Raw genomic sequence first — 26425 nt, 5'->3', positions numbered from 1 at the left:
ATGGAAATATTAGGATACTTTTTTGCAGTCGTTATTGGTCTCGTTTTGGGGCTTATCGGCGGCGGCGGAAGTATTTTAAGCGTGCCGGTTTTTGTATATATTTTTAAGTTTGATGCTGTTACTGCAACCGGACTTTCTCTTTTTGTAGTAGGAATTACGAGTTTAGTAGGTTCTGCAGGATTTATCAGACAGAAACAGATCGATTTTAAAACTGCTTTTATTTTTGGGATTCCCTCTATTTTGGGCGTTTTATTTTCCCGAAGACTGGTGCTCCCTAATTTGCCTGATTATATTATTAACCGATGGGGAATTGCATTGACCAAAGACATGTTCTTGCTGCTTCTTTTTTCGATTTTAATGTTGATCGCATCTTATAAAATGATTCGCAAAGACGACAGACCAAGACTTAGAAAAGAGCAGGAAACGAATTATACATTACTCATTTCACAGGGACTTTTGGTAGGAATAATTACAGGATTAATAGGAGCAGGTGGTGGATTTTTGATTGTCCCCGCTTTAGTAATGCTGTTAGGATTAAATATGAAGAAGGCAGTTGCGACCTCACTTTTTATTATCGCAATGAATTCAGTATTTGGTTTTTTGAGTACTTTACAAATGTTCGATCAGGATTGGGGATTTTTGTTGAAGTTCACTGCTTTGTCAGTAGTGGGAATCTTTATCGGAATTCTAATCGCCAAAAAAATTGATGGCCGGAAACTAAAACCGATATTTGGGTGGTTCGTTTTGTTAATGGGCCTTTTCATTATCTTTAAAGAAATATTTTTAAAACAACTAATATAATTATGAAAAACATATACATCGCGATTTTCGCCTTATTTTTCTTGAGTTCTTGTTCCAAAAGCGAGCAAAATTCTTCAACTGTTGAACGTAAGAAAACGCCGTCCACAGAAGTAAGTCAAGTTCAGGAACCTATCAAACTCAAAAATAGCAAAGGCGAAGAAGTGAGCGTCGTTTATTTTGCAGAAGGTGATGCAGTTGCGGTAAAAATTCAGAAAACCGGTGCAAAAGAAGAGAAGCTTTCCGCAAAAACGAGTAATGAAAATGGAAATCCCATCTTCACCAATCAGAATTTCATGTGGGAAATGACCCAGGAAGGAAAAGCAGGAAAGCTGACCGATAAAGATGGAAATTCCTCAGAATACAAATAAGATCGAAGCGTTGATAAATGATTAATTTTGACCCTATAAATTTCAGGGGCGAAATTTGAGAATTTTAAAATAAAAAAAATGAAAATAGAACAAATATATACAGGTTGTCTTGCGCAGGGAGCTTATTACATTGTCTCGGAAAATGAGGCGGTAATAATTGATCCACTCCGCGAAACAAAACCGTATATGGATCGGTTAGAAAAAGATCAGGTAAAGCTCAAATATATTTTTGAAACCCACTTTCATGCGGATTTCGTTTCAGGGCACGTAGATCTGTCCAAAAAAACGGGAGCTGCGATTGTGTATGGACCTACTGCAAATCCGGATTTTGAAGCGATCATAGCAGAAGATAATCAGATTTTTGAGGTTGGGAAAATTAAAATTAAAGTATTGCATACTCCGGGTCATACCATGGAAAGTTCTACGTATTTGCTCATCGATGAAAATGGTAAAGAAACCGCAATTTTCTCCGGAGACACTTTGTTTTTAGGAGATGTTGGAAGACCAGATTTAGCGCAGAAATCCGCACACATGACGCAGGAAGAATTGGCTGGTTTGCTTTACGAAAGTTTACAAAATAAAATTATGCCTCTTGCTGATGATATCACGGTTTATCCCGCTCACGGCGCCGGTTCCGCCTGTGGAAAAAATATGCAGAAAGAAACGGTAGATACTTTGGGAAATCAGAAAAAGACGAATTATGCTTTGAATCAACCGGATAAAGAATCTTTTGTTCATGAAGTTTTAGATGGACTTTCCGCGCCACCCAAATATTTTGGAATGAATGTCGCCATGAATAAAGGAGGGATTTTAAGTTTCGACGAGGTTATGAAACAGGGAAACAAACCATTGTCACCCGATAATTTTGAAGAGATCGTAGAACATGCAGGAGCCTTGATTTTAGATACAAGAGATGCTGCAGATTTTCACAAAGGTTATATTCCAAATGCGATCAATATCGGTTTGAAAGGTGATTTCGCACCTTGGGTCGGAGCGATGATCGTTGACGTAAAACAACCGATCGTGTTGGTTGCAGATTTAGGATCCGAAGAAGAAGTGATCACAAGACTTTCGCGTGTTGGTTTTGATGAGGTTTTAGGATTTTTAGAAGGTGGTTTTGAATCCTGGAAAAATTCAGGGAAAGAAATCGATACGGTAAATAGAATTTCTGCTGAAGAATTTGAAAAACAATTCAACGAAAATTCAAAAGTTTTTGATGTAAGAAAAGAAAGTGAATACGAAGCCGAACATGTTGCTGAAGCTTATCAGAGACCTTTAGCTAAAATTAATGAATGGGCAAATTTGATCGATAAGAACGAACATTTCTTCATTCATTGTGCAGGAGGTTACAGAAGTATGATCGCATCAAGCATTTTAAATTCCCGAGGAATCAGGAACTTTACCGAAATTGAAGGTGGTTTCAATAAAATAAAAGAAACTGCTGTTCCGAAAAGTAATTTTATGTGTCAAAGTAAATCTTTAAAATAATGAAATTGAAATATTTTTTAAATCTGGGAATCGCTGCAATATTGTTGTTCTCTTGCGCGGCAAAAGTTCCTGTAGCAACGACGAATCCTGCAAACTTGAAAGAAATTGTAAACGATCCGGAAACAACGATTGTTGATGTTAGAATTCCAGAACAGTTCAATGAAAAAACAGCGAAAGGCGCGGTGAATATTCCTTTAGCAAAAATCGAAGACAATATCGATTTTTTCAAAAAGCAGAAAAAAGTAGTTCTCTTCTGTAACCGAGGAATTCAGGCACAACAGGCTTTAGATATTCTAAAGAAAAACGGCGTTGAAAATGTCTATTTCGGCAAAACGCTCAACAATGTAGAAGCAATACAAAACGAAAAATAGTACAATGAATATAGTAGAAAATATCACATTCAGCACTGAAAAGGCGAATGTGTTTTCCATTAAAAAAAGTGATAAAATTAAATATTTCGCCGTTGCATTAGGAAAAGATGCGATGTTGAAAAAACATACTGCTCCCGTTCCAGCAACATTGGTTGTTTTAAAGGGAGAAATTAATTTTCTGATTCAGGGTGAAACCATCAATATGAAACAATTCGATGTTTACGAAATTCCCGTAAACGTAGAGCATGAAGTCGTAGGAGTTTCCGAGGAAAATTTATTTTCAGTAGCACAGGAATTGTAATGAAAGAGGAGCTTTCTTGCGGAACCGTTTCCTGCCAAACCAATCTCGATCAAAATTATTGGGACAATCAGTGGCAGAAAAAGGAAACCGGTTGGGACATTGGTTACTCTTCTCCTGCAATCGAGGAGTATATTTTACAATATCCAAATAAGGAAGCGAAAATTTTGATTCCCGGATGTGGAAATGGTTATGAAGCCGAGTTTTTATGGAATCTTGGTTTTAGAAATATTACAGTTCTAGATATTGCGCCAAATGCGGTAGAAATTTTAGAAAATAAGTACAAAGACAAAGTAGGAATTTCTGTGATTTGCGAAGACTTCTTTCAGCATGAAGGGAATTATGAGCTAGTTATTGAACAGACTTTTTTCTGTGCGATCCCGACTTTGCTGAGGAATCAATATGCATCTAAAATGCACGAACTTCTCAATGAGAATGGAAGAATTATCGGCGTCATGTTCAACAGAAATTTTGAAAAGAAAGGTCCGCCTTTTGGTGGAAGTATTCCAGAATATCAATTTATTTTTAAGAAATATTTTGAAATTCAGAAAATGGAAGAATGTTATAATAGTATCGAAGCAAGAAAAGGAAGTGAGATCTTCATTAACCTCAAAAAAAATAAGATGAAAGCAAATATGGGAAGTTTCGACCGCATTATACGATTACTAATTGCAGCAATTATCGCTTATCTATTTTACATCCATTACATTTCAGGGGTATTCGGAATCGTTCTTGTTGTGGTAGCCGTAGTTTTTGCTTTAACAAGTTTTATAGGTTTTTGTCCGCTTTATCGCTTATTGGGAATGAATACGTGTAAGAAAAATTAAATTTTATGATGATGCAGTTTTTTAAAAAACACCAGTTAGGGATTTTCGGTATTTTTTTGGGCGGAATTTTAGGTTACGCTTACTATCATTTTATCGGTTGCGAATCTGGGACGTGTGCAATTACTTCAAAACCTCTCAATTCTTCAATTTATGGAATGGTGATGGGATATTTGGTTTTCTCAATGTTTCAAAAATCTAAAAAAACAATACAAGATGTTTGATTTTATTAAAAATATTTTCTCGAATAATTCAGTTGATTATAAAGAACTGATGAAAAACGGCGCGCAAATTATCGATGTTCGAACGCCGAGTGAATTCAGTAATGGAAGTATTAAAAATTCCAAAAATATTCCTTTGCAAAATCTTGCAGCGGAGATGAAAAAATTAGATTTAAAGAAACCTGTAATTACCTGTTGTGTAAGTGGAATGAGAAGTGCTTCGGCAAAATCGATGCTCAAGCAAAATGGTTTCGAAGCTTATAATGGCGGCGGTTGGAGTGCACTTCAAAATAAATTAAACAAATGAATACCTTGTTAAAATACTGGAATATAAGAAGAGTACTTTACTTAATTGGTGGGGTTTTCTTTGTATTGGTTGCAGTTAACGACCGATCTTGGTGGATGATTCCATTTGGACTTTATTTTATTTCAATGGCTGTTTTCAGATTTGGTTGCGCTACCGGAAATTGCGAAGTTCCATTTTCTAAAGAGGATGTCAAAACTCAAAACTAATTTTTTAGTTATATAATTTTAATTCAAAAATTTAATAGTATGTCTCAAAAATTTCAAGAACTCATTAATTCTGAACGACCTGTTTTAGTTGATTTTTTTGCAACGTGGTGTGGTCCATGCAAAGTGCAGTCTTCTGTTTTGAATACTGTGAAAGAAAATATTGGTGATCTGGCAAGAATTATCAAGATTGATATCGATCAATATCCAGCAATCGCCGCAGAATACGGAGTTCGCGGAGTTCCAACTTTAATCGTATTTAAAAATAGCGAATTGCTTTGGAAAGAAAGTGGCGTTCATGATGTGAATACTTTAACCAATCTATTGCAGGATTTTTCTAAATCTTAAGATTTATTTGATTTCAAAAGAATCTCTGTCATTCAAAAATTGAAAAGTTTCCCGAAAGTGCTTCAGTTTTTCAACATTGAATTCTGCTGAAACAATATCGTTTTTAACTTCTGAGACAATACTTCCATCAGCAAAAAAGCAATAAGAACTTTCAGGATAACTCAGGTTATTACCGTCGATTCCAACCCTGTTAAGTCCGAAAACGTAGGCTTGATTTTCGATTGCACGAGCTTTTAATAAAGTATTCCAGGCATCAATTCTTTTTTCCGGCCAGTTTGCCACATATAAAACAGCGTCATAATCATCGTTATTTCTTGTAAAAACCGGGAAACGCAGATCGTAACAAACTTGCAATAAAATGCGCCAACCTTTGTAGTTCACAATAACCCTTTCTGTTCCTGCGGAAAATTTATGGTCTTCTCCCGTAAAAGAAAATAAGTGTCTTTTGTCGTATTGATAGTGTTTTCCATCCGGAAGTACAAAGTAAAAGCGGTTATAGAATTTATTATTTTCATATACAGAAGCACTTCCGCAAATTGCAGTGGTGGATTTTTTTGCAAAACCTATCATCCATTCCAGTGTTTCGTAATTTCGATCTGCAATTTCTTCGGGCTTCATATAAAATCCGGTCGTAAACATTTCTGGCAGAATAAACAGGTCAGATCGTGTATTCTGTAATGATTGCTCAATTTTCTTGAAATTTTCTGCTTTATCTTTCCAGGCGATTTCAAAATTTAATCCGCTTACCTTCAAATTGTTATTCATGATTCTTCTATAACTTCGATTAAATGTACAAAATATTATTTTAAAACGTGACTTTTATATGAAATTTGGTACTATTTTTGATTAGCATAAACCTATTAAAAATTTAATTTAAAGTTATGAAAAAACTACTGGTAGTATGTGCAATGTTCCTTTTTGGACAAATGGCATTCGCGCAAGCTTGGCAAGGAAAAGGAGATCAAAAAATACAGGTTGGTTTCAATGGTTGGGGTTACGGAACTGGTATTACAGGAACTTATGACTATGGTTTGTCTAAAATTATTTCGATTGGTGCAGGAGCGAATTTTTATTTCGCACACAACGATTCTAAATATGAAAATGACAACTTTGGAATATTCGGTAGATTAAATTTTCACTTACAGGATCCATTAGGACTTCCTTCAAAATGGGATATTTATCCAGGTGTTGATTTAGGTATTCTGGGTAAAAGCGGAACTTATTTCGGTGCTCACGTAGGGGTAAGATATTTCTTCAACAACAATATTGGTATTTATCTTGAAGCAGGTAACAACGGAAGCGTTGGTGTTTCATTCAATTTGTAAGACTTTACAAAATATAAGACAGAAGGTTCTCATTTTGAGAGCCTTTTTTATTTGACAAGCTTTTGATAATTTGTATCTTCGCAAATCTTAAATAATTTAAACATTTTCAATGACATTAATACAGTTATTTCAATTTATATTGAGCATCTCTATCCTTGTAATTCTGCACGAACTGGGGCATTTCATACCCGCTAAACTCTTCAAAACAAAGGTTGAGAAATTTTATCTCTTCTTCGATCCATGGTTTTCAATTGCAAAAAAGAAAATTGGTGATACCGAATATGGAATTGGGTGGTTGCCTTTCGGCGGATATGTAAAAATCGCCGGAATGGTTGACGAAAGTATGGATACTGAGCAATTAAAACAGCCTGCCCAACCGTGGGAATTCCGTAGTAAACCAGCTTGGCAACGATTGATCATCATGATGGGTGGTGTTACCGTAAACTTCTTTTTAGCTTGGTTGATCTATTCTTCTCTAAGTTATTTTAAAGGGGAAACTTACCACGACCTTGCTAAATTTGAAAATGGAATTGCAGTTTCTGAAGCAGGCAGGAAAATGGGACTTCAAAGCGGAGATAAAATTCTGAAGATTGACGGGAAACCCGCAGAGAGAATGGAAACTTCTACCATTAATATGCTTTTTGCCAATCAGGTAACGGTTCTTAGAGGAGGCAACGAAATTACTTTTCCTGTAAATGAAGACGGCGTTGCTGCGGTTCTGGCTGAAAATGAAGCCAAGCTGTATTTCAGTCCGCGTTTTCCGGTGGTTATTGACAGTCTTGTTCCAACCGGCACTGCAAAAGCTGCAGGTTTGTTGAAAGGCGATAAGATCGTAGGAATAAACGGAAAGAAAATTCAGTATTTCGATGAATTGGGAACTGAACTTTCTCAACAGAAAAATCAAAATGTCGTTTTCGATATTGAAAGAAATAACATGCCTGAAAAAGTCGACGTTAAAGTTGATGATAAAGGCAAAGTAGGATTTTCCCCAAATACTGCAGTAGCGCAAAAAGAGTTTGAAAAAACAGAGGTAACGAAGCAATATTCATTTTTAGGAGCAATCCCAAGAGGATTAACGAGAACTGTTGATGTTTTAACAATGCAGATCAAACAATTTAAAATTGTTTTCAACACCAAAACGCAAGGTTATAAGAAAGTTTCGGGACCAATTGGAATTATCAAGCAAATGCCAAAAGAAATCAACTGGGAGTTTTTCTGGAGTTTCACGGCGATGTTTTCGGTATGGTTGGCTTTCCTTAATTTAATTCCGATTCCGGGATTAGACGGTGGACACGTTGTTTTCACACTTTGGGAAATGATTACAGGAAAACCTGTGCCGCAAAAAGTTCTGGAAAATGCACAAATGATCGGCGTTATATTTTTGTTAGGATTAATGGTCCTGATCTTCGGAAATGACATCCTGAAATGGATTACGGGAAAATTTTAAAATTTTCTCATAAAAGTTTTGGCAAAACTAAAAAAGTTTTTATATTTGCAGACGCTTAGCGCAAAGAGCAACACTCCTCTTTAGCTCAGTTGGTTAGAGCATCTGACTGTTAATCAGAGGGTCCTTGGTTCGAGCCCAAGAAGAGGAGCAAAACCATCACAGAAATGTGGTGGTTTTTTTGTGTTTATAATTCTGAGGTTTTATTTTTTAGCTAAATTGCTCCCTTTTGAAAGTCAGTCAATTAGAAAATTATCTGGTATTAATAGCGGTGAATCGTAAAAAAAACCACCACTAATTAAAGAGATGGTTTTAAATAAAATATTTTTTGATTTATCTTTTCTTCACTGCTTTCGCAATATTGATGATCACCTTCACTGCTTTCTCCATTGATTCTAAACAAACATATTCATACGGTCCATGGAAATTTATTCCACCCGCAAAAATGTTCGGACAAGGTAATCCCATATAAGAAAGCTGTGCACCATCAGTTCCACCGCGGATCGCTTTGATTTTAGGCTCAATATTGGCGTCTTTCAAAGCTTGCTCTGCAATATCAACAATATGCATTTTACCTTCAAATTGCTGCTTCATATTGCGATACTGTTCTTTAATCTCAATCTCAGCGGTTCCTTCACCGAATTTTTTATTAAATTCTGTCACTTTATCAGTGATGAATTTTTTTCGATTTTCAAATTTTTCATTATCGTGATCACGAATGATGTATTGGATCTTCGCTTCTGAAACATCAGATTTTAAATCGGTCAAATGATAAAATCCTTCAAATCCCTTTGTTGTAGAGGGAGTTTCGTTTTCCGGCAGCATTTTGATGAATTCTGCAGCCAGTAAACTCGCATTCACCATTTTTCCATAAGCATAACCGGGATGTACGCTTAAACCATGTATTTGCACAACCGCTCCGGCTGCGTTGAAATTTTCATATTCCAGTTCGCCAACTTCGCTTCCATCCATTGTATAGGCCCATTCTGCACCGAATTTTTTCACATCGAATTTGTGAGCGCCTCTTCCTATTTCTTCATCTGGAGTAAATCCGATTGCAATTCTGCCATGTTTGATATCGGGATTCGCCAGTAGAAATTCTGCAGCCGTTACAATTTCTGCAACTCCCGCTTTATCATCAGCTCCTAATAAACTCGTTCCGTCGGTTGTAATTAATGTTTTTCCGATATAATCTTTTAAAGTTTCAAATTTTGAAGGAGAAAGCGTAAATCCAGTTTTAGCATTCAACACCAAGTCTTTTCCATCATAATCGTCCCAGATTTGAGGGTTTACATCTTTACCATTAAAATCAGGAGAAGTGTCGTAATGCGAAATAAATCCAACAACCGGTTCATTGTCATTTTCTAAATTGGAAGGAACATAAGCATAGATATATCCGTTTTCATCCATCGAAACATCACTTAAACCCAGCGTTTTTAATTCTTCGAAAAGATATTTTGCAATATCCCACTGTTGCGGTGTTGAGGGTGTCGTTTCGCTTTCAGGATCACTAGTAGAATAAATTTTCACGTAAGTTAGAAAGCGATTTTGTAATTTTAGTTTCCAGTCAAGATTAAAATCTATGGTAATCATAAAGTAGTATTTTCAACAAAGTTAAAAGTTTACGTTGAGGATAAGGCAACGATTCCGTAAATATTTTTCAGACATTGATCAGTAATTATTTCTTAAAATAATGACTGTCAATTATTTAATTATTTTCTAATTTTTTTTAAAGTTTTGTTATATTTGAAAAAGCCAAAATTAAAATGTTTTTAACTGAATGTTCACGAGATGCGATGCAAGGATGGGGAGAATTTATTCCCACCACCCAGAAAATTGATTACATTAATTCATTGATGGCAGTTGGTTTTGATGTTCTTGACTGTGGCAGCTTTGTCTCGCCAAAATCAATTCCTCAGATGTCAGATTCAGGACAGGTCCTTGATGAAATTGACAAAGGAATTTCTAACACAAAATTATCGGTCATCGTTGCCAATTATCGCGGCGCTGAGAAAGCTTTGAAACATGATCAAGTTGATATTTTAGGATTTCCGTTTTCGATTTCAGAAACTTTTCAACACCGGAATACGAATAAAAGCCAGGAAGAAGCATTTTCCGACATTCAGAAAATTAACGAACTGTTAAAAACCGACGGCAGAGTTTTGAATGTATATTTTTCAATGGCATTCGGTAATCCATATGGGGAAATGTGGAAGTGGGAAGATGTTGATTTCTGGGCAAAAAGATTTGATGAAATCGGCGTTAAGAATATACTGCTTTCTGACACGACGGGAACTGGAACCTTAAAACAAATTGAACTTCTATTTGATAAAATTCCTTCTAAATATCCAAATATTGATTTTGGAGCACACTTTCATAACCGATACGAAGATTCTTACAAGAAACTGAAAGCAGCCTATGATAACGGTTGTCGCAGATTCGATTCCGCGATCAAAGGAATTGGCGGTTGTCCCATGGCGAAAGATGATCTGGTGGGAAATATGCCTACAGAACAGGTGATCAATTTTATGGCTCTAGAAAAGATCGAACATTCTCTGAACCTATTGAATTTCGAAAGTTCTTATAATCGTGCAAAAGATATTTTTCATTTTTAAGAAAGAGAAATCTGGATTTATACAAGTGAGAAACTTAACCTGCATTATTCTTCCTTCAGCAAAATCTTCGGTGTTTTTCATACACTTAAAGTCATGTTAAGTTGTTGATTTTAATCGTTATCTTTAACATTAAATAAACACATAACTATGACATCAACAATTACTTACTTAGGAGATTTTAAAATTGTTTCACAACATGAAAAATCCGGTGCAGAAATTATTACCTGTGCGCCATTGCGCGAAGGTGGAACATCTGAACTTTTCTCGCCATCCGATATTTTCGGAATTTCTTATGGCCAGTCAATGTTGATGGCGGTTGCTGTTTTAGGGAAGCATAAAGGGATCGATATTACGGGTGCAACCTGTGAATTAAAAAAATCAACGCATCCGGAACCAAAAAGAATCGGGACTATATTTTGTATCGTGCGAATCCCTGGAAAATTTACCGATGAAGAAAAGAAATTTATTGAGGAAACTGCCCTGAATTGTCCAGTCGCTTTATCAATACATCCAGACATTCAGAAAACGGTAATGTTTGAATTTGAGTGATAAAAGTTATTATAATTAAAAATGCCGCAATTAAGCGGCATTTTTTTTAGAACATTCCTAATTCAAAACGGGCTTCTTCGCTCATCATGTCCTTGTTCCAGGAGGGTTCAAAGGTGAGTTCCAGATCGACTTCTTTTACACCTTCCGTTTCGGAAACTTTTTCGCGAACTTCCGCGGGTAAACTTTCTGCTACGGGACAATTTGGGGTCGTCAAAGTCATTATTACTTTCACCGCACCTTCATCAGAGATCTGTACATCGTAGATGAGGCCAAGCTCATAGATGTCAACAGGAATTTCGGGATCGTAAACTGTTTTTAAAGAGGTTATAATATTTTCGCCGATATCAGCAATTTGTTCGTCTGTGTATGCCATAATTAAATATTGGAGATTTTCATCTTAAAAATTCTGATATTCGCCAAATTCTCAGCAGTTTTATCGTTTAAATTTTTAAAGCGAAATCAAATTTTCTAGTCGCTTTTTAGTATTATATCTTCCTGACGCATGCGCCGAAAAACGTTTGCCAAAGTTAAGACATCTTTTTCACAATATGTAACAATTCTAAATAAGTCTTTTTCTATATAGTAAATCGATGCTACCATTGAGCCGTCGATATCATCTTTCGGCGTGGGAATCCCAAAAACATGAGCCAGTAATTCTAACGAAACATAAGATTTGTAATCACCGAATTTCCACAATTCCATCGTATCGAGGTGTTGAATTTCCCAGGGTTTTTTACCAAATAGCTGAAAAGGTTTTGGTGGATGCATTCCATTAATTAAAAATCGCCGCGCGATCCAGGGAAAATCGAATTCCTTTCCATTGTGTGCGCAAAGAATCACATCGCGAAGTTTTGGTCGGTTAAAAATTTCTCCAAATTCCTCTAAAAGTTTTTTTTCATCGTCCCCATAAAAACTCTTGATCATTATCTTTTCATTTTTTTCCATGATCCCAACAGAGATGCAGATGATCTTGCCGAATTCTGCCATAATTCCTCCTCGTTCGGTATAAAATTCTTCAGCAGTGAAATCATCTTTCCGTTGCAAACGCGTTTTCTTATCCCAAAGCTTTTGCGTCGATTCATCTAATGCTTCCCAATTCCCAACTTGAGGAACGGTTTCGATATCCAGAAATAAAACTTTTTCAATTGGAATTGTTTGTAACATGATTTTTGAATTTAATTTTATAAACGAACCTACAATTTTAAAAATTTATGATCAAAATTAACCAACTTGAAAACCGTTTTCCACTGCAATGGTGGGACTTAAAAGGGTAACTTCTTTGTTCTCTCCGTAAATTCCAAGAATTAAACATTCACTCATAAAATTAGCGATTTGTTTTTTCGGAAAGTTGACGACGGCTACAATTTGCTTTCCTAAAAGTTCTTCTTTTTGATAGAGATCTGTGATCTGAGCTGATGATTTTTTAATGCCCAAAACTCCGAAGTCGATTTCTAATTGATAGGACGGCTTTCTGGCTTCCGGGAAATCTGAAACGGAAATGATCGTTCCGCTTCTCATATCGATTTTTTCGAAATCCAGCCAGGATATTTCCGGTTTGATAGTCATTTGAAAATAAAATTTATTTCTTCACAGAAACGATATAATCGTACACCATTTCATGTTGTTGGTCATTCAATTTTGCTTTTGGCGCCATTGAATTCATAAGTCCAACCCAGTCCTGTGCGGAATGATCGGTCGGATTTGGTAAGTCGTGGCATTTTGCGCAGGAGTTTTCATAAACTGTTTTTCCCAGAGCAAGTGTTTCAACCGTATTCATTTTTGAACCTTTTACAACGGCTGGTTGTGGAGTACAGGAAGCTAAAATTCCTACAACGGCGATTGCGGAGAAAATTGATGTTTTGCTTAGTATTGAGGTGTTTTTGTCAGTATAAAGAAATTTAGAATTCATTAATTTTATATTTTATTTCATTCAAAAATAAACAAATTTCTGCTTATAAAAGTTTTTGTCTCTGCGATATTTAAAATTTAGAGATGAAATCTCGGCCAAAAAAAAAGTAAAAACTGAATTGATATTGATGAATTGAATTGATTTAAGAAAAACATTTGTATTTTTGAGTTCATGGAAAATCTTTCTACTAAAGAATTGATAAACGGAATTAAATCGGGTAATAAACGCTTGATTGGTAAAGCCATCACTTTAGTTGAAAGTAAAAAGCCTGAACATCGCACTCAAGCCGAAGAATTATTAAAAGAGATAATGCCTTTGACTGGAAAGTCTATTCGAATAGGAATTACTGGAGTTCCGGGTGCCGGAAAATCGACTTTTATTGAAAATTTCGGAAAACTCCTTATCAGCAAAGGTAAGAAGGTCGCAGTTTTGGCGATCGACCCGAGTTCTTCTCTGAACAAAGGTTCAATATTGGGCGATAAAACCAGAATGGAAGAACTTTCGAAAGAAGAGAACGCATTTATTCGGCCTTCACCAACTTCAGGGTTTTTGGGTGGTGTCGCGAATACGACTTTCGAGACGATGATGATCTGTGAAGCGGCTGGTTATGACAGCATTTTGATTGAAACCGTGGGAGTAGGACAGAGCGAAGTTTTGGTTTCTGATATTACAGATGTTTTTTTGTTTTTGAAAATTATCGGTGGTGGAGACGAACTTCAGGGAATTAAACGCGGAATTATGGAAATGGTCGATGTGATTTTCATTAATAAAGTCGAGGAAGAAAATACCATTAAAGCAAAAAATACCAAAGTAGAATTACTGCGGGCGCTTCATTTTTTACCTTCAAAGGAAAAGAATTGGAAAGTTCCGGTTTTGCTAGGTTCTGCTTTAAAAAATATTGGTTTGGAGGAAGTTTATCTAAAGGTAGAGGAATTTATTTCTTTAAAATTAAAGAATAATACTTTTGAAAAAGTGCGGCAATCTCAGGCAGAGAAACGCTTTGATTATTGGGTTCAGGAATATATTATTCAAAAAACAAAAGAAGAAAAATCTGTAGAAAGTTTTTATGAATTGCACAAAAAAAATGCTTCCGAACTGAAATCAAATCCAAGTTCGGAAGCGAAAATATTTGTCGAAAAGTTATTGAAAAAGTAATTATTTTTTAACAGTCTTATTTGCCATGATATAACCGTCATAAGAAATTGACTGTCGGTCATTTGCGCGGATTGAAAGATAAGCTTTGCCGTTTTTATAAACTTCCAATATGATATTATTAATGTTCTGCTGATCTTTTGGTTGGATCGAATAGATTAAACTTCCTTTTTTTCCGGCGGTTTTATTGATCTTAAAATCTTTTGACGTGAAGCGGAACGAATTCTTTTCACTGTCAAAATTCGGCGTGTACATTTTTCCAAAATAAGGCAAGTCAACTTTTATTTCGTCTTTTTTAATCTCCACGGTGTAACCGTACTCTAAATTCAGAATATTAGAAGAACTTGAGTTCGGAAGCGAATTCAGTACGTTGACCACCTCGTAACTCGTAGGATTTGCATGTTCGGCCAAAAAAGTAAATTCGGTAGACTGTAGTAATGAAGTTACTTTTTCAGAACTCATATTGCTTTGAGTATCACAGGAATTCGTGAGAATCATCACTAATCCCATCATCAGTATTTTATGTAAATTTTTCATCTTCTTTTTCCCATAACCGCTGCAATAATTGTGCTATCGGATGAAGTTGTTTTTTATTTGGAATAAAAATTGATTTCGGAACCAAAATTGTAATACTACAAATATGAAAACATTTACTCAACTATTAGGAGCTTGTGCATTATCTTTCACGATGATCACTTGTACGACCAATCCAATAACAGGACGACAATCTTTACAGCTCGCCAACAATCAGGAAATTTCTGCAATGGCACTACAGCAATACAGACAGACTTTGTCTCAATCTAAAGTAATTACCGGCACTACTGCCGCGAGAAGTATTCAAAATGTTGGGATGAGAATTAAGAACGCAGCCAACAACTATTACAAAAATATTGGAAGAGAAGGAGATTTAGCAGATTACAAATGGGAATTTAATCTTATCGACGATAAGCAAATAAATGCGTGGTGTATGCCGGGCGGAAAAGTTGCAGTTTACAGCGGTATTTTGCCTATTACGAAAACTGATGCGGGTTTAGCAGTAGTTTTGGGTCACGAGATCTCTCACGCACTTGCAGGGCATGGTAACGAAAGAATTTCTCAATCAATGATCGCACAATATGGTGGAGCAATTTTAGGAAGTACAATTTCAAACGGACAAATGGCGGCAATTTTCCAACAAGTTTATCCGATTGGAGCGCAGGTTGCATTATTGAAATATGGCAGAAGTCAAGAGCTTGAAGCAGATGAAATGGGACTTTATTTAATGTCAATGGCGGGTTACGACCCAAGAGAGGCTCAACCTTTCTGGCAAAGAATGGAAGCGGCTTCCACTGGAAACAGACAACCGGAATTTCTTTCTACCCACCCAAATCCTGATACCAGAAGAGCAGATTTAGATTCGCATATGGCAAAAGCTTTACAGTATTACAAAGCATCAGGCGGTAAAGTATAGACCAATTCAATATAAAAACATCAACCTTCCTAAAAAATTCTTAAATTTGGGAAGGTTTTTTTAATTATACAACTATGAAAAATTTAATATTTATAGGTTTTCTACTTTTAGGATTGGCATTTCTCCTGTATTATCTACAGCCTCAGTTTTCCGCAGTAAAGCTTTTTGAACCCATGACCTTAATGGGAATTCTCGCAGGAATTGGTATTGGATTAATTATAGGTGGAATTGTGGGTTATGCAAGTAAAGGATCTGCTGTTCGCAACGAGCAAAAAAAACAAGAACTGAAACAACTTAGAAAAGAAAAAGAAGATCTGGAAAAGCAGGCTGCAGAATTGGCAAGGCAACAAACTGTAACTTATGTACCAGACGAAAATCAAAATCCTCAGAACTATTAATTCTGAGGATTTTTTTATTTAAAGTAATTTTTATTTTAGAATTTGTAACCCAAACCTAACATGAAAACACTTGATCTGTTATCATAATTTATTTCCTGACTTGATCCTGCAACAGTATTAATGAATTTTCTCTGATCGCTGGAGAAAGCTCCTTCGTATTTTGCAGAAAGAATCAATTTTGAGATCTCGCTCTGTACTCCGATTTGGTAACCTACTGAAAATTCTTTGGCATTCACTTTTTGAGAGAAACTGTCATAATTTTCGTCTTTCGCAAGATTAAAACTGGCAACAGGTCCAACATAAGCACTCAAAGTATTACCTAAAAGATTATAACCCAGCAAAACAGGGATATCAATTCGGCTTGTTTTCGCTTTGATGGTTGTTGACTGAGCGTTTACATCATTTGCGACTGTAACTTCGTTGCTGAAATTGGTGTAATAAATTTCCGGCATTACGTAAAATGAGGTTGGCAAATTTACTTTCATCGACAAACCTGCGTTGAAACCAATAATGTTTTTTCCACTCTCCGTAAATGCAGTCGAAGCAGCAGTTTTTAAATTTTGCCAGGTTGCTGAACTTGTAGGGATCAAGACATTTGCTTTTGCAGCAAAAGAAAGTTGAGCAGAAGCACAAACTGCGCTGGAAAGTAAAACTATACTAAGAATTTTCTTCATTTGATGGGGGTTTTGTTATAATGTTGTCAATAGATGTCTTGTTGGTTTCCAGAAAATATTCCCGTAATTCCTTAAATAACTCTGATGAATAAACGAAATCGATGAGGTTTTTATTGCCTGCATTGATGAGGATATCTTTGTCACCTTCCCATTCTTTAATCCCATCGCGCAAATAAATTATTTTTTCACCGATGGTCATCACAGAGTTCATATCATGGGAGTTGATAATCGTTGTCGTATTGTATTCCTTGGTGATCTCTAATAGTAGATCATCAATAATATTAGAAGTATACGGATCGAGTCCTGAATTAGGCTCATCGCAAAATAAATATTTTGGATTATTCACGATCGCTCTCGCGATCGCAACCCTTTTTTGCATTCCGCCCGAAATTTCTGAAGGATATTTCCGGTTGGCTTTTTCTAAATGAACGCGGCCAATAACTTCAAATGCCCGTCTTTTCTTTTCTCTAAAAGTTAAATTCGTAAACATATCCAGCGGAAAAGTAATATTTTCCTCGACGGTCATCGAGTCGAAAAGTGCACTGCCCTGAAAGACGGTGCCGATTTCTGACCTCAGCTGTTGCTTGTCATCGCGACCCATTTTATTGATGTCTCTACCGTCAAATAATATTTCTCCTGAAGTTGGCTGATAAACATTGAGCAAACTTTTCAGAAAAACAGTTTTTCCCGAACCACTTTGTCCGATGATGAGGTTTACTTTTCCGGTTTCAAATGTGGTGGTAATTCCTTTCAGAACTTCCATGGTATCAAAACTTTTCTTAAGATCTTTAATTTCTATCATTAGCTTAGGAACATTTGAGTTAATATTAAGTTCATGATAATGATCGACACGATCGTCCAAACTACTGCCTGTGTACTTGCACGGCCAACTTCCAGGGAACCACCTTTAACATTGTATCCAAAATAAGCCGGAATGGTCGCAATTAAAAATGCAAAAACTGCAGTTTTAAGAAAAGCGTACCAAATAAAATGTTGCGGCATATACATTTGAACTCCAGTAATATAATCAGCTTTGCTCCAGCTTCCTGTCGCAATTCCGGCAAGATAACCACCCCAAATTCCGAAAACGATACTGATCGCGATGAGTAAAGGATTAAAAATGATGCTGGCTAAAATTTTGGGAAGGATCAAAAAATTTGGAGAATTAACACCCATAATATCCAGAGCATCTATTTGTTCTGTAACCCTCATTGTGCCAATACTCGATGCGATATAAGATCCTACTTTACCCGCAAGAACTACTGAAATAATTGTCGGCGCAAATTCCAGGATCAATACCACTTTGGTTGCATAACCCACGAATGAATTAGGAACTGGAAAAGAGGAAGCACTGAAATTATTAAACATTTGAATCGCCACAACTGCACCCACAAACGTGGAAGTAAAAAGTACTAATCCAAAAGAATTAACCCCTAAATCGTAAACCTCGCGCATAAAAAGTTTGCCAAATATTGCGGCTTTCTGCGGTCTTTTTAAAGTTTTAGATAATAAAAGGAAGTATGCTCCTATCTCACTCAAAAATCTTTTTAACATTCTGCTAAATTAGTGTTTTTATTTTTTTTCTGAATTTTTTTAATTGGCATTTTTATCACCATTAATAACTAAAAAGATGGTTTTTAAAATGATGATAAAATCGAGGCTTAAACTCCAGTTTTTTACGTAAAAAGCATCGGCCAAAATTCTTTTCTGCATTTGAATATCCCGGTCTCCCGAATCTCCACGAAGTCCGTTTACCTGTGCTAATCCTGTAATGCCCGGTTTTACAAGACTTCTGATGGAATATCGACCAATTTTTAATTTGTAAAAATCATCAACCAAAAGCATGTGTGGTCTCGGACCAACAACGGACATATCGCCTTTTAAAACATTTAAAAACTGCGGCATCTCATCTAAACTTGTTTTTCTGAGAAATCTGCCTATTTTGGTAATTCGTTTATCGTTTTCTGTCGTTGTTTGTTTGGTACAATCGTCGTTGACGTACATCGTTCGAAATTTAAAGCAGTTAAATACTTTGTCGTGGTACCCATATCTTTTTTGTAAAAAAAAGATCGATCCAGGATTATCCAGCTTTATTAAAATTGCGATCAAAGGAAAAAGCCAGGAGCAAATGAAGATAAGAACGATGCTGGAAAACAGGATGTCTACCGCTCTTTTCATCGTAATGTTGGTCAGATAATCCAGCGGAAATTTTGAGCGAACCAAAACGGGTTGCATTTCAATATATCCTAAATCATAACGGAAAAAATTATTCTTAGCAATGCTGGGAATCAAAGAAATTCGAACTTTATGTATTTCCGCGAGACGATAAACGTCCTGTTCATGGTCGTTTTCAAAACGGTCAGAAGAAAGATACATCGTGTGAATACCATTTTCTTTCCAGTATTTGATTAAATTCTCTGGGTTAAATTTTTCTTCAGATGGATATTCGAAAATTTTAAATCCGTAATCTTTTCTTTCCGTTAAAATATTTTTGAGTAATTCGGTAGAAGAATCTTCGTACAAAAACATAATGTTTCTATAATTGATCCCTAAGGTCCGCACATATTTCAGAGTAAAAAATACCAGAGATTTAATGATAAAAAGCAACAGGAACAAGGAAATAGCAATAAGAAAACGATCCTGTTTCAAAAAATCATTGTTGCTCACTTTAGCCAGTAAAATGACGCCGAAAATAAATATAAAAATATGCGTGACAAGACGTTCCAGATAAATGGTGTACGTGAGATTTCTGGCAATTGAATATAATTTGGTTCTTCCACTAAGCAAAATCCAGAAAAGAGTAAGCAGAATCAGAGACAGGGTGTTCTGCTCCCAAATTTCTTTATCGTATTTGAAATCATTATTTCTAATAAAAAACAGCAGAAAGACTCCAGCAATAACCAGAACGTCAAGCAAAATAAAAGTGGCTTTGAAATATCTAGAATATCGAATTTTTTGCATAAAGCCGAATTATATAAAAAGTAAATTTAACATAATTTACGGAATATTCAAATATTTATGCGTTTGTACAGACGCCTGCCATTTTGGATTTGCTAATATAAAATCGGTAATTTTCGGATAGATCTCTTCTCTTTTACTCCATTCGCTTTGAAGATAAAGTTTGCAGTTTTCTGAAACTTTTGCAGCCTGTTCTTCGGCGAATTTAAAATCATTATTGTTGAAAATGATCATTTTCAGTTCACTGGCTTTCGCATAAATAGCAGGTTTTGGCAATCCTGTTTTCTTTGGTGAAAGGGTGATCCAATCAAGTGTTCCACTCATTTCATAAGCGCCGGAAGTTTCGATATGAATTTCGCAACCCAGTTCTTTTAATTTCGAAGTTAAAAAATCTAAATTCCACATCAAGGGTTCTCCTCCTGTTAAAACGATGGTTTTACAATGTTTCGCTGCAGTGTGTGCAATTTCTTCTGCAGAAAGCAACGGATGAAGATTGGGATCCCAACTTTCTTTCACATCACACCAATGGCAACCGACATCGCAACCACCCAGTCTTATAAAGTAGGCAGCTTTTCCTGTATGTGCTCCTTCTCCCTGTATCGTGTAAAAATGCTCCATCACTGGGAGCATTTTACCTTCTTTTAATAAAATATTTTCTTCCTCTTTAGTCATTGTATACTGAAGTTTTATAAGCCAAAAGTGTATTTTTCATGAGCATTGCTCTTGTCATTGGTCCGACTCCACCAGGAACCGGAGTAATTGCAGAGGCGATTTCCTTGCAACTTTCAAAATCAACGTCGCCCATTAGTTTATATCCTTTTTCTGTGTTGTCTTCTACTCTCGTAATTCCCACATCAATCACTACTGCACCCTTTTTAATCATATCGCCTTTCAAAAAGTTGGGATCACCAAGCGCCGTTATTACGATATCTGCATTCCTGGTAAAATCTTCAATATGTGGCGTGTAGGAGTGCGTTAAGGTCACCGTCGAATTTCCGGGGAAATCTTTTCTTCCCATCAAAATACTCATCGGTTTTCCGACAATTCTGCTTCGTCCGATAATTACGCAGTGTTTTCCTTTTGTATCAATTTGATATCTTTCTAGCAATGTTAAAATCCCAAACGGAGTTGCTGGTAAAAAAGTATCCATTTCCAACGCCATTTTCCCAAAATTTTCCGGGTGAAAACCGTCTACATCTTTTCTCGGATCGATCGCCATAATGATTTTCTCCTGATCGATCTGTTTTGGTAAAGGCAGTTGCACAATGAATCCATCCACATCTTTGGAATGATTGAGTTCGCCGATCGTTTCTAAAAGTTCAGCTTCCGAAACGGTACTCGGAAATTTAATTAACGAAGATTTAAACCCAACTTCTTTGCAGTCTTTAATTTTGTTGTTCACATAAGTCATACTTGCACCGTTGCTTCCAACCAATATTGCCACTAAATGCGGTGGTCTCCGGTGACCGGCAATGATCTTATCAACATCAATGCGAATTTCCTCTTTGATTTCTTTCGAAACTTTCAGTCCGTCTAGAATTTGAGCCATTTTACTTTTTACTTTTTAGATTTATTTACTTTTTACTTTTTCTCTTTATAATAATTCATCAAACCATTGGTGGAAGAATCGTGAGATTCAATCTTCTCGGTATTTTCCAGTTGTGCCAGAATTTTCCCCGCCAGGACTTTACCTAATTCTACTCCAAACTGATCGAAACTGAAAATGTTCCAGATTACACCCTGTACAAAAATCTTATGTTCGTACAACGCGATCAGCTGTCCCAATGAAAAAGGAGTTAATTCATTGAAAAAGATAGAGTTGGTAGGCGTATTTCCATGGAAAACTTTATAGTTCGTCAATCTTTTAACTTCTTCCGCTGAGAATCCGGATTTTTCCAAATCAGCTCTTGCTTCTTCTTCGGTTTTTCCAAAAGCCAACGCTTCTGTTTGTGCAAAAAAGTTCGCCAGTAATTTTTCCTGATGATCAGAAACCACATTGCAAGATTCTACATAAGCAATAAAATCTGCAGGAATTAATTCAGTTCCCTGATGAATTAACTGATAAAACGCGTGTTGACCGTTTGTCCCGGGTTCTCCCCAAATGATCGGCCCCGTTTCATACTCAACAAAATGACCATTTCTGTCTACACATTTTCCGTTGCTTTCCATATCGCCTTGTTGCAAATATGCCGGAAAACGATCCAGATATTGGGAGTAGGGAAGAATTGCATACGTTCCGGCATCAAAAAAGTTTCTGTACCAGATTCCAGTAAGTGCCATGATCACAGGAACGTTTTCTCTGAAATCAGCGGTTTTAAAATGAATATCGGTTTCATTCGCACCTTTCAATAATTGTTCAAAATTTTCATAACCAATAAAAAGAACGATGCTTAAACCGATTGCACTCCAAAGAGAATATCGTCCACCGACCCAATCCCAGAATTCAAAAATATTTTCTTCGGCAATTCCGAATTTTTTTACGGCTTCCGTATTTGTAGAAAGTGCTACGAAATGTTTTTCGACATCTTGCTGTGTACCACTTTTAAAAAACCAGTCTTTTGCAGATGCAGCATTTGTCATGGTTTCCTGAGTGGTAAAAGTTTTTGAGGCAATAATGAAAAGCGTAGTTTCAGGATTCAGATCTTTCAAAACTTCCGCAATGTGATTTCCGTCTACATTAGAAACAAAATGGACATCAAGTCTGGTTTTAAAATGTTTCAAAGCTGAACAAACCATGACCGGTCCTAGATCGGAGCCACCAATGCCAATATTTACGATATCGGTAATTTCTTTGCCGGAAAAACCTTTGTGTTCGCCAGAAATAATTTTTTCTGAAAAAGTTTTCATTTGGTTTAAAACTCTTTTAATTCCTGGTTTAATGTTTTCACCATCGACCAGAATTTCTTTATCAGAAAAATCGCGTAATGCGGTGTGCAAAACTGCTCTTCCTTCAGTCTCATTGATTTTATCCCCGGAAAACATTTTTTCAATTGCCGATTTAACTTCACATTCTTCTGCTAAATCCTGTAAAAGGTCGAAAGTTCTTGAATCAATTAAGTTTTTAGAATAATCAAAAAGATAATCTTTTCGTTGAACCGAAAATTGGTTAAATCGTTCTGGATTATATTGAAAAAGAGTCCGAAGTTCGAAATCATTTTGTGCAAAATGTGCGGTAAGTGCTTTCCAAGCGGCTGTTTGAGTAGGATTTATTTTAGGTAACATTTTAGAAATTTTAAATTAGAGATTTTAAATTTTTCTTTTTTTAAAAGCCGTTGCAAATTTACGGAAAAATGAGTGGATAGAGAATTTTGCGGTTTATAAGAAATGATTATTTTTGTTTGGAAGCGATTTTCCAACTGTTTATCTGCTCAATTTTTAAACAGAACGAAAATTCCAATTGCTCTCCCTTCAACCCAATTCTGATTTTTATGAAATTACTTTTACAATTTTTATTTCTGCTCTTTTTCAACACGGCTTTCTGCCAAAATATGGAATGGGGGAAAATTTCTCAGAAAGAAATTGAGCTGGACGACGTTTCTTTTGAACCTGGCGCAGATGCCGTGAAGTTGGGAGAAATAGGTCATTTAAAAATTACAGATGATGGTTATGAACTTCTAGAATACGGCAGAACTAAGATCTTATCAATCAACGGGTTTGAAAATGCACAAAAAAAATGGAGTTACAGACCGGCTGTTCATAATGATAATATTGTTTTGCAGGATGCGCAAACTATTAATTTTGTCGATGGGAAAGAAATTGTAACGCCGCTCGATAAAAAAGATATCATCGTGAGTAGAAATGGCGATATCGAAGAAATTGCATTCGCTTTTCCTAATGTTCGCGTGGGTTCTATCATAGAATATAAAGTAAAAATTTTCCGCACGAGTAATCTTTATGCTTCACCCTGGCGTTTTCAAAATGCGATTCCTACCCTTTCTTCTCAACTATTTTTGAAAGTGGCGACGGTTGCAGATTATAAAGTCATTTTAAAAGGACAACAACTCAACAAAAAATATATTGATAAGAGAAATAAAAATAATAAAGAATGGGAACTGATCAATATTCCAAGTGACAACATTTTCAAAAATGTGTACAATGTCGAAGATTACAGGGAACGAATCATGTTTCAATATACTTCTGCCAGAAAATATTATGGATCTTACTATTCTGAAAACTCCTGGAAAGGTTTCAAAAATTTGATCATTAAGGATGTTGAAAAGAGCAGTGAAAAGGTTGATTTTCAACAAATCGCCTCGAAAATTAAAAATGGTCCTACTAAATTTGAAACCTTAAGAAATTGTGTGCAGTATTTAAGGGATTTCTATAAATGGAATCGATATTTAGCGTTTCAAGCTTCAAATATGCAAAGCGAATTTTTGCAGAAGAAAACAGGAAACGCTGCAGATTTTAACATTCTGCTCAATGGAATTTTGAGGGCGAAGAAAATAAATGCTCAACTGGTCATCAATAGTTCACGATCCAACGGAAGAATTATTGTTGCGTATCCTACTTTTTCAAAATTGCAAACCCTTCTGAATATAGTAGAAGTTGATGATGGTGAAAAACTGTTGATCGATGGCGCCACCTCGAAGCCGGAAAATCTACGCTTTTTATCTCTGGATAATTTCAATTATATTGTTTTGGGATTAGATGATCGTGGCGAAGTTTTCACGACTGTTGCTCCGTCACTTTCCGAATTTATTTCGGAACAAAATTTAATTATTGGAGAAACTAATTCTGAGCTCGAAGTGAAAAACAGAAGCAAAGGTTACTTTAATTCAGAATCAATCAATCAAAGACCGCTCAACGTTTTTCAAGGAATTAAAACCAATGAACAGACAAAGAAGGAAGGTGAGGAATCGAAATCGAGCAGTCATACCATTGAGTTTGAAAACCCAACGAATTCTTTGTTCGTTATTGAAAATCCGCTCACAAAAACTCTTAAAGATCTAACGGTTGAAAAAAACAGAGATTATCCGATCGAATTAGATTTTCCTTATTTGGCAACCATCATGTTTCGTACCAAATTACCCCAAAATTACAAGATGGAAACTGATCAATTCAGTAGAAAACTATCAGCGTTTAATGGGAGTCTTCAATATTTACAGGAAGTGAAATCTGATAAAGATGAACGGTTTTTAACCTGGTCTTTACTCATCAATAAAACTGTTTTTCAGAACAATGAAATTCAGGAATATCAACAATTTATAACGCAACTGGAGAGTGTTTTTTCTGAGGTTGCGGTGATTAAAATGATCAAATAAAAAACCTTCAGAATTATTATACTGAAGGTTTTCTGGAAAATTATTTGATCGATATTTTTAATTTGGTCTCGCAGCGTTTGACATTGGAGTCGCCGTAAAGCGGTCACGACCATCATCACTTTTAAAATTTGTGCTGAAATCCAGCGATACCGCTATATTTTTTCTGGGTGTGTTTGTACTAAAATTATTTTTGACCCTTTTAAAAGATCTAATTAATGCAAGCGTGAAATCATTGTCTGTTTCGGGCAAAACTTTCGGATTAATGATGTTTCCTTTGTTATCCAGATCGAATATTAAAGTAAAAATGCCATTTGCTTGAAAATCAGAAGAGAAATTGTTGAAATTATTCTGCACATCTTTCACAAATTCCTGATTCCCACCTTTGTAAACTTCATTTAAATCCTTGCTTTTTGAAGTTGCAACAACTTGAGCATAGGAATAGACTGTTGTAAATAAGAGGGTTAAAAAAAATAACTTTTTCATGTTTTTTTATTTGAAGATAAATTTACAGTTAATTTTTGTCTGCAGTTACAATTTTCAATGTTTTTTTTCTTTTATACAAAAAGAACGCTGTTACACTGATTAATATTAAAGGCCAAATGCCGAAAAGACCAATGATGATCCTCTTAATTAAATTAAATCCATCTGAAACCGCGTTTTTGAGATCGTAAAAGAAATTAGATTGGTTTTCTAAATTTTGGGTATTTGAAACTGCAATTTGAGCCACACGAACTTCAGGTTCTGTCAGGAAAATTTGTACCGTGCTGTATTCTAATTGATCTTTCATATCGAAATCAGCGAACTGTTGATAATTATTTTCGCTCTGATTTTCATCCGTCATTTTGAATTTGTCCTTATTAAGATTAAGTTTTGAAATGTTTTTCTCCGTATTTTTATTCCTTTCTTTTTCCAGTTTCGCTAGTTTGATATTAGACGTAACGTCTTCTGCTAGAATAATCCTGGAGTTTAAAAATACTTTTTTCTCGTTAATGATCTGTAGAAAATCACCCAGCTTCTCCGTAGGAATTCGAACTTCCATCTTGTTTTCAGTTTGAAATTTGCGAACCATCATTGCCTTCTCATCGGAAATCGAGAAAGTTTTTTCAGATAGAATGTTGGAATTCAAATTGGAGGAAGTGACGAATCCACCCAGATCTTTCAGAGATTTTTCCAGAATAATGGTAGTCTCGTAAACATCTTTGACTTCCATATTTACTTCGGCAGATTTAATGAACTGCTTGTCTTTTACCTGCAAGGTGGCGACCGAAGAAATGCTGTCGGAAGGTGATGACGAATCAGATTGAGCAACTGTATCTTCGTATTTAGCAGATTCTGCGGTTCCGGTTTTGTTGCAGGAAGATAATGCTGCGAAAATAAGTAAAGTACATGCAGTGTTTAAAATAGGTGTTTTCATAACGGATTAATTTTGAGGGTTTTGTTGAAACAAATCTCCGTCTG

At 35.8% G+C, this 26425-nt stretch carries 34 protein-coding genes and 1 tRNA gene; 19 read left to right on the top strand and 16 right to left on the bottom strand.

Translation table 11 applies throughout. The features are described 5' to 3' along the window. The 10 genes from IV494_RS10395 (at position 1) to IV494_RS10350 (ending at position 5229) form a co-directional block, all read left to right on the top strand. Positions 1-801 (top strand): sulfite exporter TauE/SafE family protein, encoded by an 801-nt coding sequence (locus tag IV494_RS10395; RefSeq protein WP_196080069.1) that lies wholly within the window; start codon positions 1-3, stop codon positions 799-801. Positions 802-803: 2 nt separating this feature from the next. Next, complete coding sequence (locus IV494_RS10390) at positions 804-1169, top strand: hypothetical protein (protein ID WP_196080068.1); 366 nt, start codon at positions 804-806, stop codon at positions 1167-1169. A 78-nt stretch (positions 1170-1247) separates the two neighbouring features. Then, complete coding sequence (locus IV494_RS10385; RefSeq protein ID WP_196080067.1) at positions 1248-2657, top strand: MBL fold metallo-hydrolase; 1410 nt, start codon at positions 1248-1250, stop codon at positions 2655-2657. A 5-nt stretch (positions 2658-2662) separates the two neighbouring features. Next, the gene (locus IV494_RS10380; RefSeq protein ID WP_196080066.1) at positions 2663-3028 is read left to right on the top strand and encodes a rhodanese-like domain-containing protein; all 366 of its coding nucleotides are present in this window, start codon (positions 2663-2665) and stop codon (positions 3026-3028) included. 4 nt (positions 3029-3032) lie between these two features. Beyond that, positions 3033-3329: a cupin domain-containing protein gene (locus IV494_RS10375; RefSeq protein ID WP_196080065.1), complete on the top strand. Its 297-nt coding sequence runs from the start codon at positions 3033-3035 to the stop codon at positions 3327-3329. Then, complete coding sequence (locus tag IV494_RS14750) at positions 3329-4153, top strand: YgaP-like transmembrane domain (RefSeq protein WP_196080064.1); 825 nt, start codon at positions 3329-3331, stop codon at positions 4151-4153. The genes IV494_RS10375 and IV494_RS14750 overlap by 1 nt, the downstream gene beginning before the upstream one ends. Positions 4154-4164: 11 nt before the next feature. Next, positions 4165-4374 carry a DUF6132 family protein gene (locus tag IV494_RS10365; RefSeq protein WP_230380070.1) on the top strand — a complete coding sequence of 70 codons (210 nt, stop codon included), beginning with the start codon at positions 4165-4167 and terminating at the stop codon, positions 4372-4374. Further along, complete coding sequence (locus IV494_RS10360) at positions 4367-4678, top strand: rhodanese-like domain-containing protein (RefSeq protein WP_196080062.1); 312 nt, start codon at positions 4367-4369, stop codon at positions 4676-4678. Before IV494_RS10365 ends, IV494_RS10360 begins: the two co-directional genes overlap by 8 nt. Continuing rightward, complete coding sequence (locus IV494_RS10355) at positions 4675-4884, top strand: hypothetical protein (RefSeq protein WP_196080061.1); 210 nt, start codon at positions 4675-4677, stop codon at positions 4882-4884. Before IV494_RS10360 ends, IV494_RS10355 begins: the two co-directional genes overlap by 4 nt. A 39-nt stretch (positions 4885-4923) precedes the next feature. Then, entirely contained in the window at positions 4924-5229 is a 306-nt protein-coding gene (locus IV494_RS10350; protein ID WP_196080060.1) for a thioredoxin family protein, read from the top strand. 3 nt (positions 5230-5232) lie between these two features. Here the strand turns inward: IV494_RS10350 and IV494_RS10345 are convergent, their stop codons facing one another. Beyond that, positions 5233-5994 carry an amidohydrolase gene (locus IV494_RS10345; protein ID WP_196080059.1) on the bottom strand — a complete coding sequence of 254 codons (762 nt, stop codon included), beginning with the start codon at positions 5992-5994 and terminating at the stop codon, positions 5233-5235. 116 nt (positions 5995-6110) lie between these two features. On the opposite strand from IV494_RS10345, the gene IV494_RS10340 reads away from it, so the two are divergent. The 3 genes from IV494_RS10340 to IV494_RS10330 all read left to right on the top strand — a co-directional run bounded on the left by IV494_RS10340 (position 6111) and on the right by IV494_RS10330 (position 8149). Then, positions 6111-6554 (top strand): DUF6646 family protein, encoded by a 444-nt coding sequence (locus IV494_RS10340; RefSeq protein ID WP_196080058.1) that lies wholly within the window; start codon positions 6111-6113, stop codon positions 6552-6554. Between the two features lie 109 nt (positions 6555-6663). Then, a complete protein-coding gene (rseP, locus tag IV494_RS10335) occupies positions 6664-8001 on the top strand; it encodes an RIP metalloprotease RseP (RefSeq protein WP_196080057.1) in 1338 nt (445 codons plus the stop codon). Positions 8002-8075: 74 nt separating this feature from the next. Further along, positions 8076-8149 (top strand) — tRNA-Asn (locus IV494_RS10330). A 182-nt stretch (positions 8150-8331) separates the two neighbouring features. Here IV494_RS10330 and pepT read toward each other — a convergent pair. After that, complete coding sequence (gene pepT / locus IV494_RS10325; protein WP_196080056.1) at positions 8332-9591, bottom strand: peptidase T; 1260 nt, start codon at positions 9589-9591, stop codon at positions 8332-8334. Positions 9592-9764: 173 nt separating this feature from the next. On the opposite strand from pepT, the gene IV494_RS10320 reads away from it, so the two are divergent. Both IV494_RS10320 and IV494_RS10315 read left to right on the top strand, forming a co-directional pair. Next, on the top strand, positions 9765-10613 hold the full coding sequence (locus IV494_RS10320) for a beta/alpha barrel domain-containing protein (RefSeq protein WP_196080055.1): 849 nt from the start codon (positions 9765-9767) through the stop codon (positions 10611-10613). 147 nt (positions 10614-10760) lie between these two features. Continuing rightward, the gene (locus IV494_RS10315; protein ID WP_196080054.1) at positions 10761-11162 is read left to right on the top strand and encodes an OsmC family protein; all 402 of its coding nucleotides are present in this window, start codon (positions 10761-10763) and stop codon (positions 11160-11162) included. 46 nt (positions 11163-11208) lie between these two features. On the opposite strand, the gene IV494_RS10310 is transcribed toward IV494_RS10315, so the two are convergent. From IV494_RS10310 to IV494_RS10295, 4 genes are all read right to left on the bottom strand, one after another. Continuing rightward, complete coding sequence (locus tag IV494_RS10310; RefSeq protein ID WP_196080053.1) at positions 11209-11535, bottom strand: SUF system Fe-S cluster assembly protein; 327 nt, start codon at positions 11533-11535, stop codon at positions 11209-11211. A 95-nt stretch (positions 11536-11630) separates the two neighbouring features. Further along, positions 11631-12326: a 3'-5' exonuclease gene (locus tag IV494_RS10305; protein ID WP_196080052.1), complete on the bottom strand. Its 696-nt coding sequence runs from the start codon at positions 12324-12326 to the stop codon at positions 11631-11633. Between the two features lie 57 nt (positions 12327-12383). After that, positions 12384-12728 (bottom strand): tRNA-binding protein, encoded by a 345-nt coding sequence (locus IV494_RS10300; protein ID WP_196080051.1) that lies wholly within the window; start codon positions 12726-12728, stop codon positions 12384-12386. A gap of 13 nt (positions 12729-12741) precedes the next feature. Next, entirely contained in the window at positions 12742-13071 is a 330-nt protein-coding gene (locus IV494_RS10295) for a cytochrome C (RefSeq protein ID WP_230380069.1), read from the bottom strand. Positions 13072-13242: 171 nt separating this feature from the next. Here IV494_RS10295 and meaB point away from each other — a divergent pair, with 171 nt between their 5' ends. Continuing rightward, the gene (gene meaB, locus IV494_RS10290; protein WP_196080050.1) at positions 13243-14226 is read left to right on the top strand and encodes a methylmalonyl Co-A mutase-associated GTPase MeaB; all 984 of its coding nucleotides are present in this window, start codon (positions 13243-13245) and stop codon (positions 14224-14226) included. Here the strand turns inward: meaB and IV494_RS10285 are convergent, their stop codons facing one another. Then, on the bottom strand, positions 14227-14760 hold the full coding sequence (locus tag IV494_RS10285) for a DUF4251 domain-containing protein (RefSeq protein WP_196080049.1): 534 nt from the start codon (positions 14758-14760) through the stop codon (positions 14227-14229). Between the two features lie 103 nt (positions 14761-14863). Here IV494_RS10285 and IV494_RS10280 point away from each other — a divergent pair, with 103 nt between their 5' ends. Both IV494_RS10280 and IV494_RS10275 read left to right on the top strand, forming a co-directional pair. Further along, positions 14864-15673, top strand: a complete 810-nt coding sequence (locus IV494_RS10280; RefSeq protein ID WP_196080048.1) for a M48 family metallopeptidase — start codon at positions 14864-14866, stop codon at positions 15671-15673. A gap of 74 nt (positions 15674-15747) precedes the next feature. After that, positions 15748-16071, top strand: coding sequence for a hypothetical protein (locus IV494_RS10275; RefSeq protein ID WP_196080047.1), 324 nt, complete (start codon positions 15748-15750; stop codon positions 16069-16071). A gap of 35 nt (positions 16072-16106) precedes the next feature. Here IV494_RS10275 and IV494_RS10270 read toward each other — a convergent pair whose 3' ends face one another. The 7 genes from IV494_RS10270 to pgi are packed head-to-tail and all read right to left on the bottom strand — an operon-like array spanning position 16107 to position 22925. Further along, positions 16107-16745 carry an outer membrane beta-barrel protein gene (locus tag IV494_RS10270; RefSeq protein WP_196080046.1) on the bottom strand — a complete coding sequence of 213 codons (639 nt, stop codon included), beginning with the start codon at positions 16743-16745 and terminating at the stop codon, positions 16107-16109. After that, entirely contained in the window at positions 16729-17547 is an 819-nt protein-coding gene (locus IV494_RS10265; RefSeq protein WP_196080045.1) for an ABC transporter ATP-binding protein, read from the bottom strand. The genes IV494_RS10270 and IV494_RS10265 overlap by 17 nt, the downstream gene beginning before the upstream one ends. Then, on the bottom strand, positions 17547-18299 hold the full coding sequence (locus IV494_RS10260) for an MlaE family ABC transporter permease (RefSeq protein ID WP_039350903.1): 753 nt from the start codon (positions 18297-18299) through the stop codon (positions 17547-17549). Before IV494_RS10260 ends, IV494_RS10265 begins: the two co-directional genes overlap by 1 nt. A gap of 39 nt (positions 18300-18338) precedes the next feature. Beyond that, a complete protein-coding gene (locus tag IV494_RS10255) occupies positions 18339-19706 on the bottom strand; it encodes an exopolysaccharide biosynthesis polyprenyl glycosylphosphotransferase (RefSeq protein WP_196080044.1) in 1368 nt (455 codons plus the stop codon). Between the two features lie 36 nt (positions 19707-19742). Beyond that, complete coding sequence (locus tag IV494_RS10250) at positions 19743-20375, bottom strand: 7-carboxy-7-deazaguanine synthase QueE (protein ID WP_196080043.1); 633 nt, start codon at positions 20373-20375, stop codon at positions 19743-19745. After that, entirely contained in the window at positions 20368-21252 is an 885-nt protein-coding gene (locus IV494_RS10245) for a bifunctional 5,10-methylenetetrahydrofolate dehydrogenase/5,10-methenyltetrahydrofolate cyclohydrolase (protein ID WP_196080042.1), read from the bottom strand. The genes IV494_RS10250 and IV494_RS10245 overlap by 8 nt, the downstream gene beginning before the upstream one ends. Before the next feature lie 32 nt (positions 21253-21284). Next, on the bottom strand, positions 21285-22925 hold the full coding sequence (gene pgi, locus IV494_RS10240; protein ID WP_196080041.1) for a glucose-6-phosphate isomerase: 1641 nt from the start codon (positions 22923-22925) through the stop codon (positions 21285-21287). Positions 22926-23131: 206 nt separating this feature from the next. On the opposite strand from pgi, the gene IV494_RS10235 reads away from it, so the two are divergent. Beyond that, complete coding sequence (locus IV494_RS10235) at positions 23132-24967, top strand: DUF3857 domain-containing protein (protein ID WP_196080040.1); 1836 nt, start codon at positions 23132-23134, stop codon at positions 24965-24967. A 57-nt stretch (positions 24968-25024) separates the two neighbouring features. Here IV494_RS10235 and IV494_RS10230 read toward each other — a convergent pair whose 3' ends face one another. Together IV494_RS10230 and IV494_RS10225 are read right to left on the bottom strand one after the other, a co-directional pair. Beyond that, positions 25025-25450 (bottom strand): hypothetical protein, encoded by a 426-nt coding sequence (locus IV494_RS10230; RefSeq protein ID WP_196080039.1) that lies wholly within the window; start codon positions 25448-25450, stop codon positions 25025-25027. 28 nt (positions 25451-25478) lie between these two features. Beyond that, the gene (locus tag IV494_RS10225; RefSeq protein ID WP_196080038.1) at positions 25479-26381 is read right to left on the bottom strand and encodes a DUF4349 domain-containing protein; all 903 of its coding nucleotides are present in this window, start codon (positions 26379-26381) and stop codon (positions 25479-25481) included. Between the last annotated feature and the right edge of the window lie 44 nt (positions 26382-26425).

Source organism: Kaistella gelatinilytica, from assembly GCF_015679325.1.
GTDB lineage: Bacteria > Bacteroidota > Bacteroidia > Flavobacteriales > Weeksellaceae > Kaistella > Kaistella gelatinilytica.
Note: the sequence above shows the minus strand (reverse complement) of the source record. Positions and strands in the feature narration are given on the sequence as shown.

Coding starts and splice junctions, on each gene's coding strand:
- IV494_RS10395 (WP_196080069.1), top strand. CDS start 1: ATGGAAATATTAGGATACTTTTTTGCAGTCGTTATTGGTCTCGTTTTG.
- IV494_RS10390 (WP_196080068.1), top strand. CDS start 804: ATGAAAAACATATACATCGCGATTTTCGCCTTATTTTTCTTGAGTTCT.
- IV494_RS10385 (WP_196080067.1), top strand. CDS start 1,248: ATGAAAATAGAACAAATATATACAGGTTGTCTTGCGCAGGGAGCTTAT.
- IV494_RS10375 (WP_196080065.1), top strand. CDS start 3,033: ATGAATATAGTAGAAAATATCACATTCAGCACTGAAAAGGCGAATGTG.
- IV494_RS14750 (WP_196080064.1), top strand. CDS start 3,329: ATGAAAGAGGAGCTTTCTTGCGGAACCGTTTCCTGCCAAACCAATCTC.
- IV494_RS10365 (WP_230380070.1), top strand. CDS start 4,165: ATGCAGTTTTTTAAAAAACACCAGTTAGGGATTTTCGGTATTTTTTTG.
- IV494_RS10360 (WP_196080062.1), top strand. CDS start 4,367: ATGTTTGATTTTATTAAAAATATTTTCTCGAATAATTCAGTTGATTAT.
- IV494_RS10355 (WP_196080061.1), top strand. CDS start 4,675: ATGAATACCTTGTTAAAATACTGGAATATAAGAAGAGTACTTTACTTA.
- IV494_RS10350 (WP_196080060.1), top strand. CDS start 4,924: ATGTCTCAAAAATTTCAAGAACTCATTAATTCTGAACGACCTGTTTTA.
- IV494_RS10345 (WP_196080059.1), bottom strand. CDS start 5,994: ATGAATAACAATTTGAAGGTAAGCGGATTAAATTTTGAAATCGCCTGG.
- IV494_RS10340 (WP_196080058.1), top strand. CDS start 6,111: ATGAAAAAACTACTGGTAGTATGTGCAATGTTCCTTTTTGGACAAATG.
- rseP (WP_196080057.1), top strand. CDS start 6,664: ATGACATTAATACAGTTATTTCAATTTATATTGAGCATCTCTATCCTT.
- pepT (WP_196080056.1), bottom strand. CDS start 9,591: ATGATTACCATAGATTTTAATCTTGACTGGAAACTAAAATTACAAAAT.
- IV494_RS10320 (WP_196080055.1), top strand. CDS start 9,765: ATGTTTTTAACTGAATGTTCACGAGATGCGATGCAAGGATGGGGAGAA.
- IV494_RS10315 (WP_196080054.1), top strand. CDS start 10,761: ATGACATCAACAATTACTTACTTAGGAGATTTTAAAATTGTTTCACAA.
- IV494_RS10310 (WP_196080053.1), bottom strand. CDS start 11,535: ATGGCATACACAGACGAACAAATTGCTGATATCGGCGAAAATATTATA.
- IV494_RS10305 (WP_196080052.1), bottom strand. CDS start 12,326: ATGTTACAAACAATTCCAATTGAAAAAGTTTTATTTCTGGATATCGAA.
- IV494_RS10300 (WP_196080051.1), bottom strand. CDS start 12,728: ATGACTATCAAACCGGAAATATCCTGGCTGGATTTCGAAAAAATCGAT.
- IV494_RS10295 (WP_230380069.1), bottom strand. CDS start 13,071: ATGAATTCTAAATTTCTTTATACTGACAAAAACACCTCAATACTAAGC.
- meaB (WP_196080050.1), top strand. CDS start 13,243: ATGGAAAATCTTTCTACTAAAGAATTGATAAACGGAATTAAATCGGGT.
- IV494_RS10285 (WP_196080049.1), bottom strand. CDS start 14,760: ATGAAAAATTTACATAAAATACTGATGATGGGATTAGTGATGATTCTC.
- IV494_RS10280 (WP_196080048.1), top strand. CDS start 14,864: ATGAAAACATTTACTCAACTATTAGGAGCTTGTGCATTATCTTTCACG.
- IV494_RS10275 (WP_196080047.1), top strand. CDS start 15,748: ATGAAAAATTTAATATTTATAGGTTTTCTACTTTTAGGATTGGCATTT.
- IV494_RS10270 (WP_196080046.1), bottom strand. CDS start 16,745: ATGAAGAAAATTCTTAGTATAGTTTTACTTTCCAGCGCAGTTTGTGCT.
- IV494_RS10265 (WP_196080045.1), bottom strand. CDS start 17,547: ATGATAGAAATTAAAGATCTTAAGAAAAGTTTTGATACCATGGAAGTT.
- IV494_RS10260 (WP_039350903.1), bottom strand. CDS start 18,299: ATGTTAAAAAGATTTTTGAGTGAGATAGGAGCATACTTCCTTTTATTA.
- IV494_RS10255 (WP_196080044.1), bottom strand. CDS start 19,706: ATGCAAAAAATTCGATATTCTAGATATTTCAAAGCCACTTTTATTTTG.
- IV494_RS10250 (WP_196080043.1), bottom strand. CDS start 20,375: ATGACTAAAGAGGAAGAAAATATTTTATTAAAAGAAGGTAAAATGCTC.
- IV494_RS10245 (WP_196080042.1), bottom strand. CDS start 21,252: ATGGCTCAAATTCTAGACGGACTGAAAGTTTCGAAAGAAATCAAAGAG.
- pgi (WP_196080041.1), bottom strand. CDS start 22,925: ATGTTACCTAAAATAAATCCTACTCAAACAGCCGCTTGGAAAGCACTT.
- IV494_RS10235 (WP_196080040.1), top strand. CDS start 23,132: ATGAAATTACTTTTACAATTTTTATTTCTGCTCTTTTTCAACACGGCT.
- IV494_RS10230 (WP_196080039.1), bottom strand. CDS start 25,450: ATGAAAAAGTTATTTTTTTTAACCCTCTTATTTACAACAGTCTATTCC.
- IV494_RS10225 (WP_196080038.1), bottom strand. CDS start 26,381: ATGAAAACACCTATTTTAAACACTGCATGTACTTTACTTATTTTCGCA.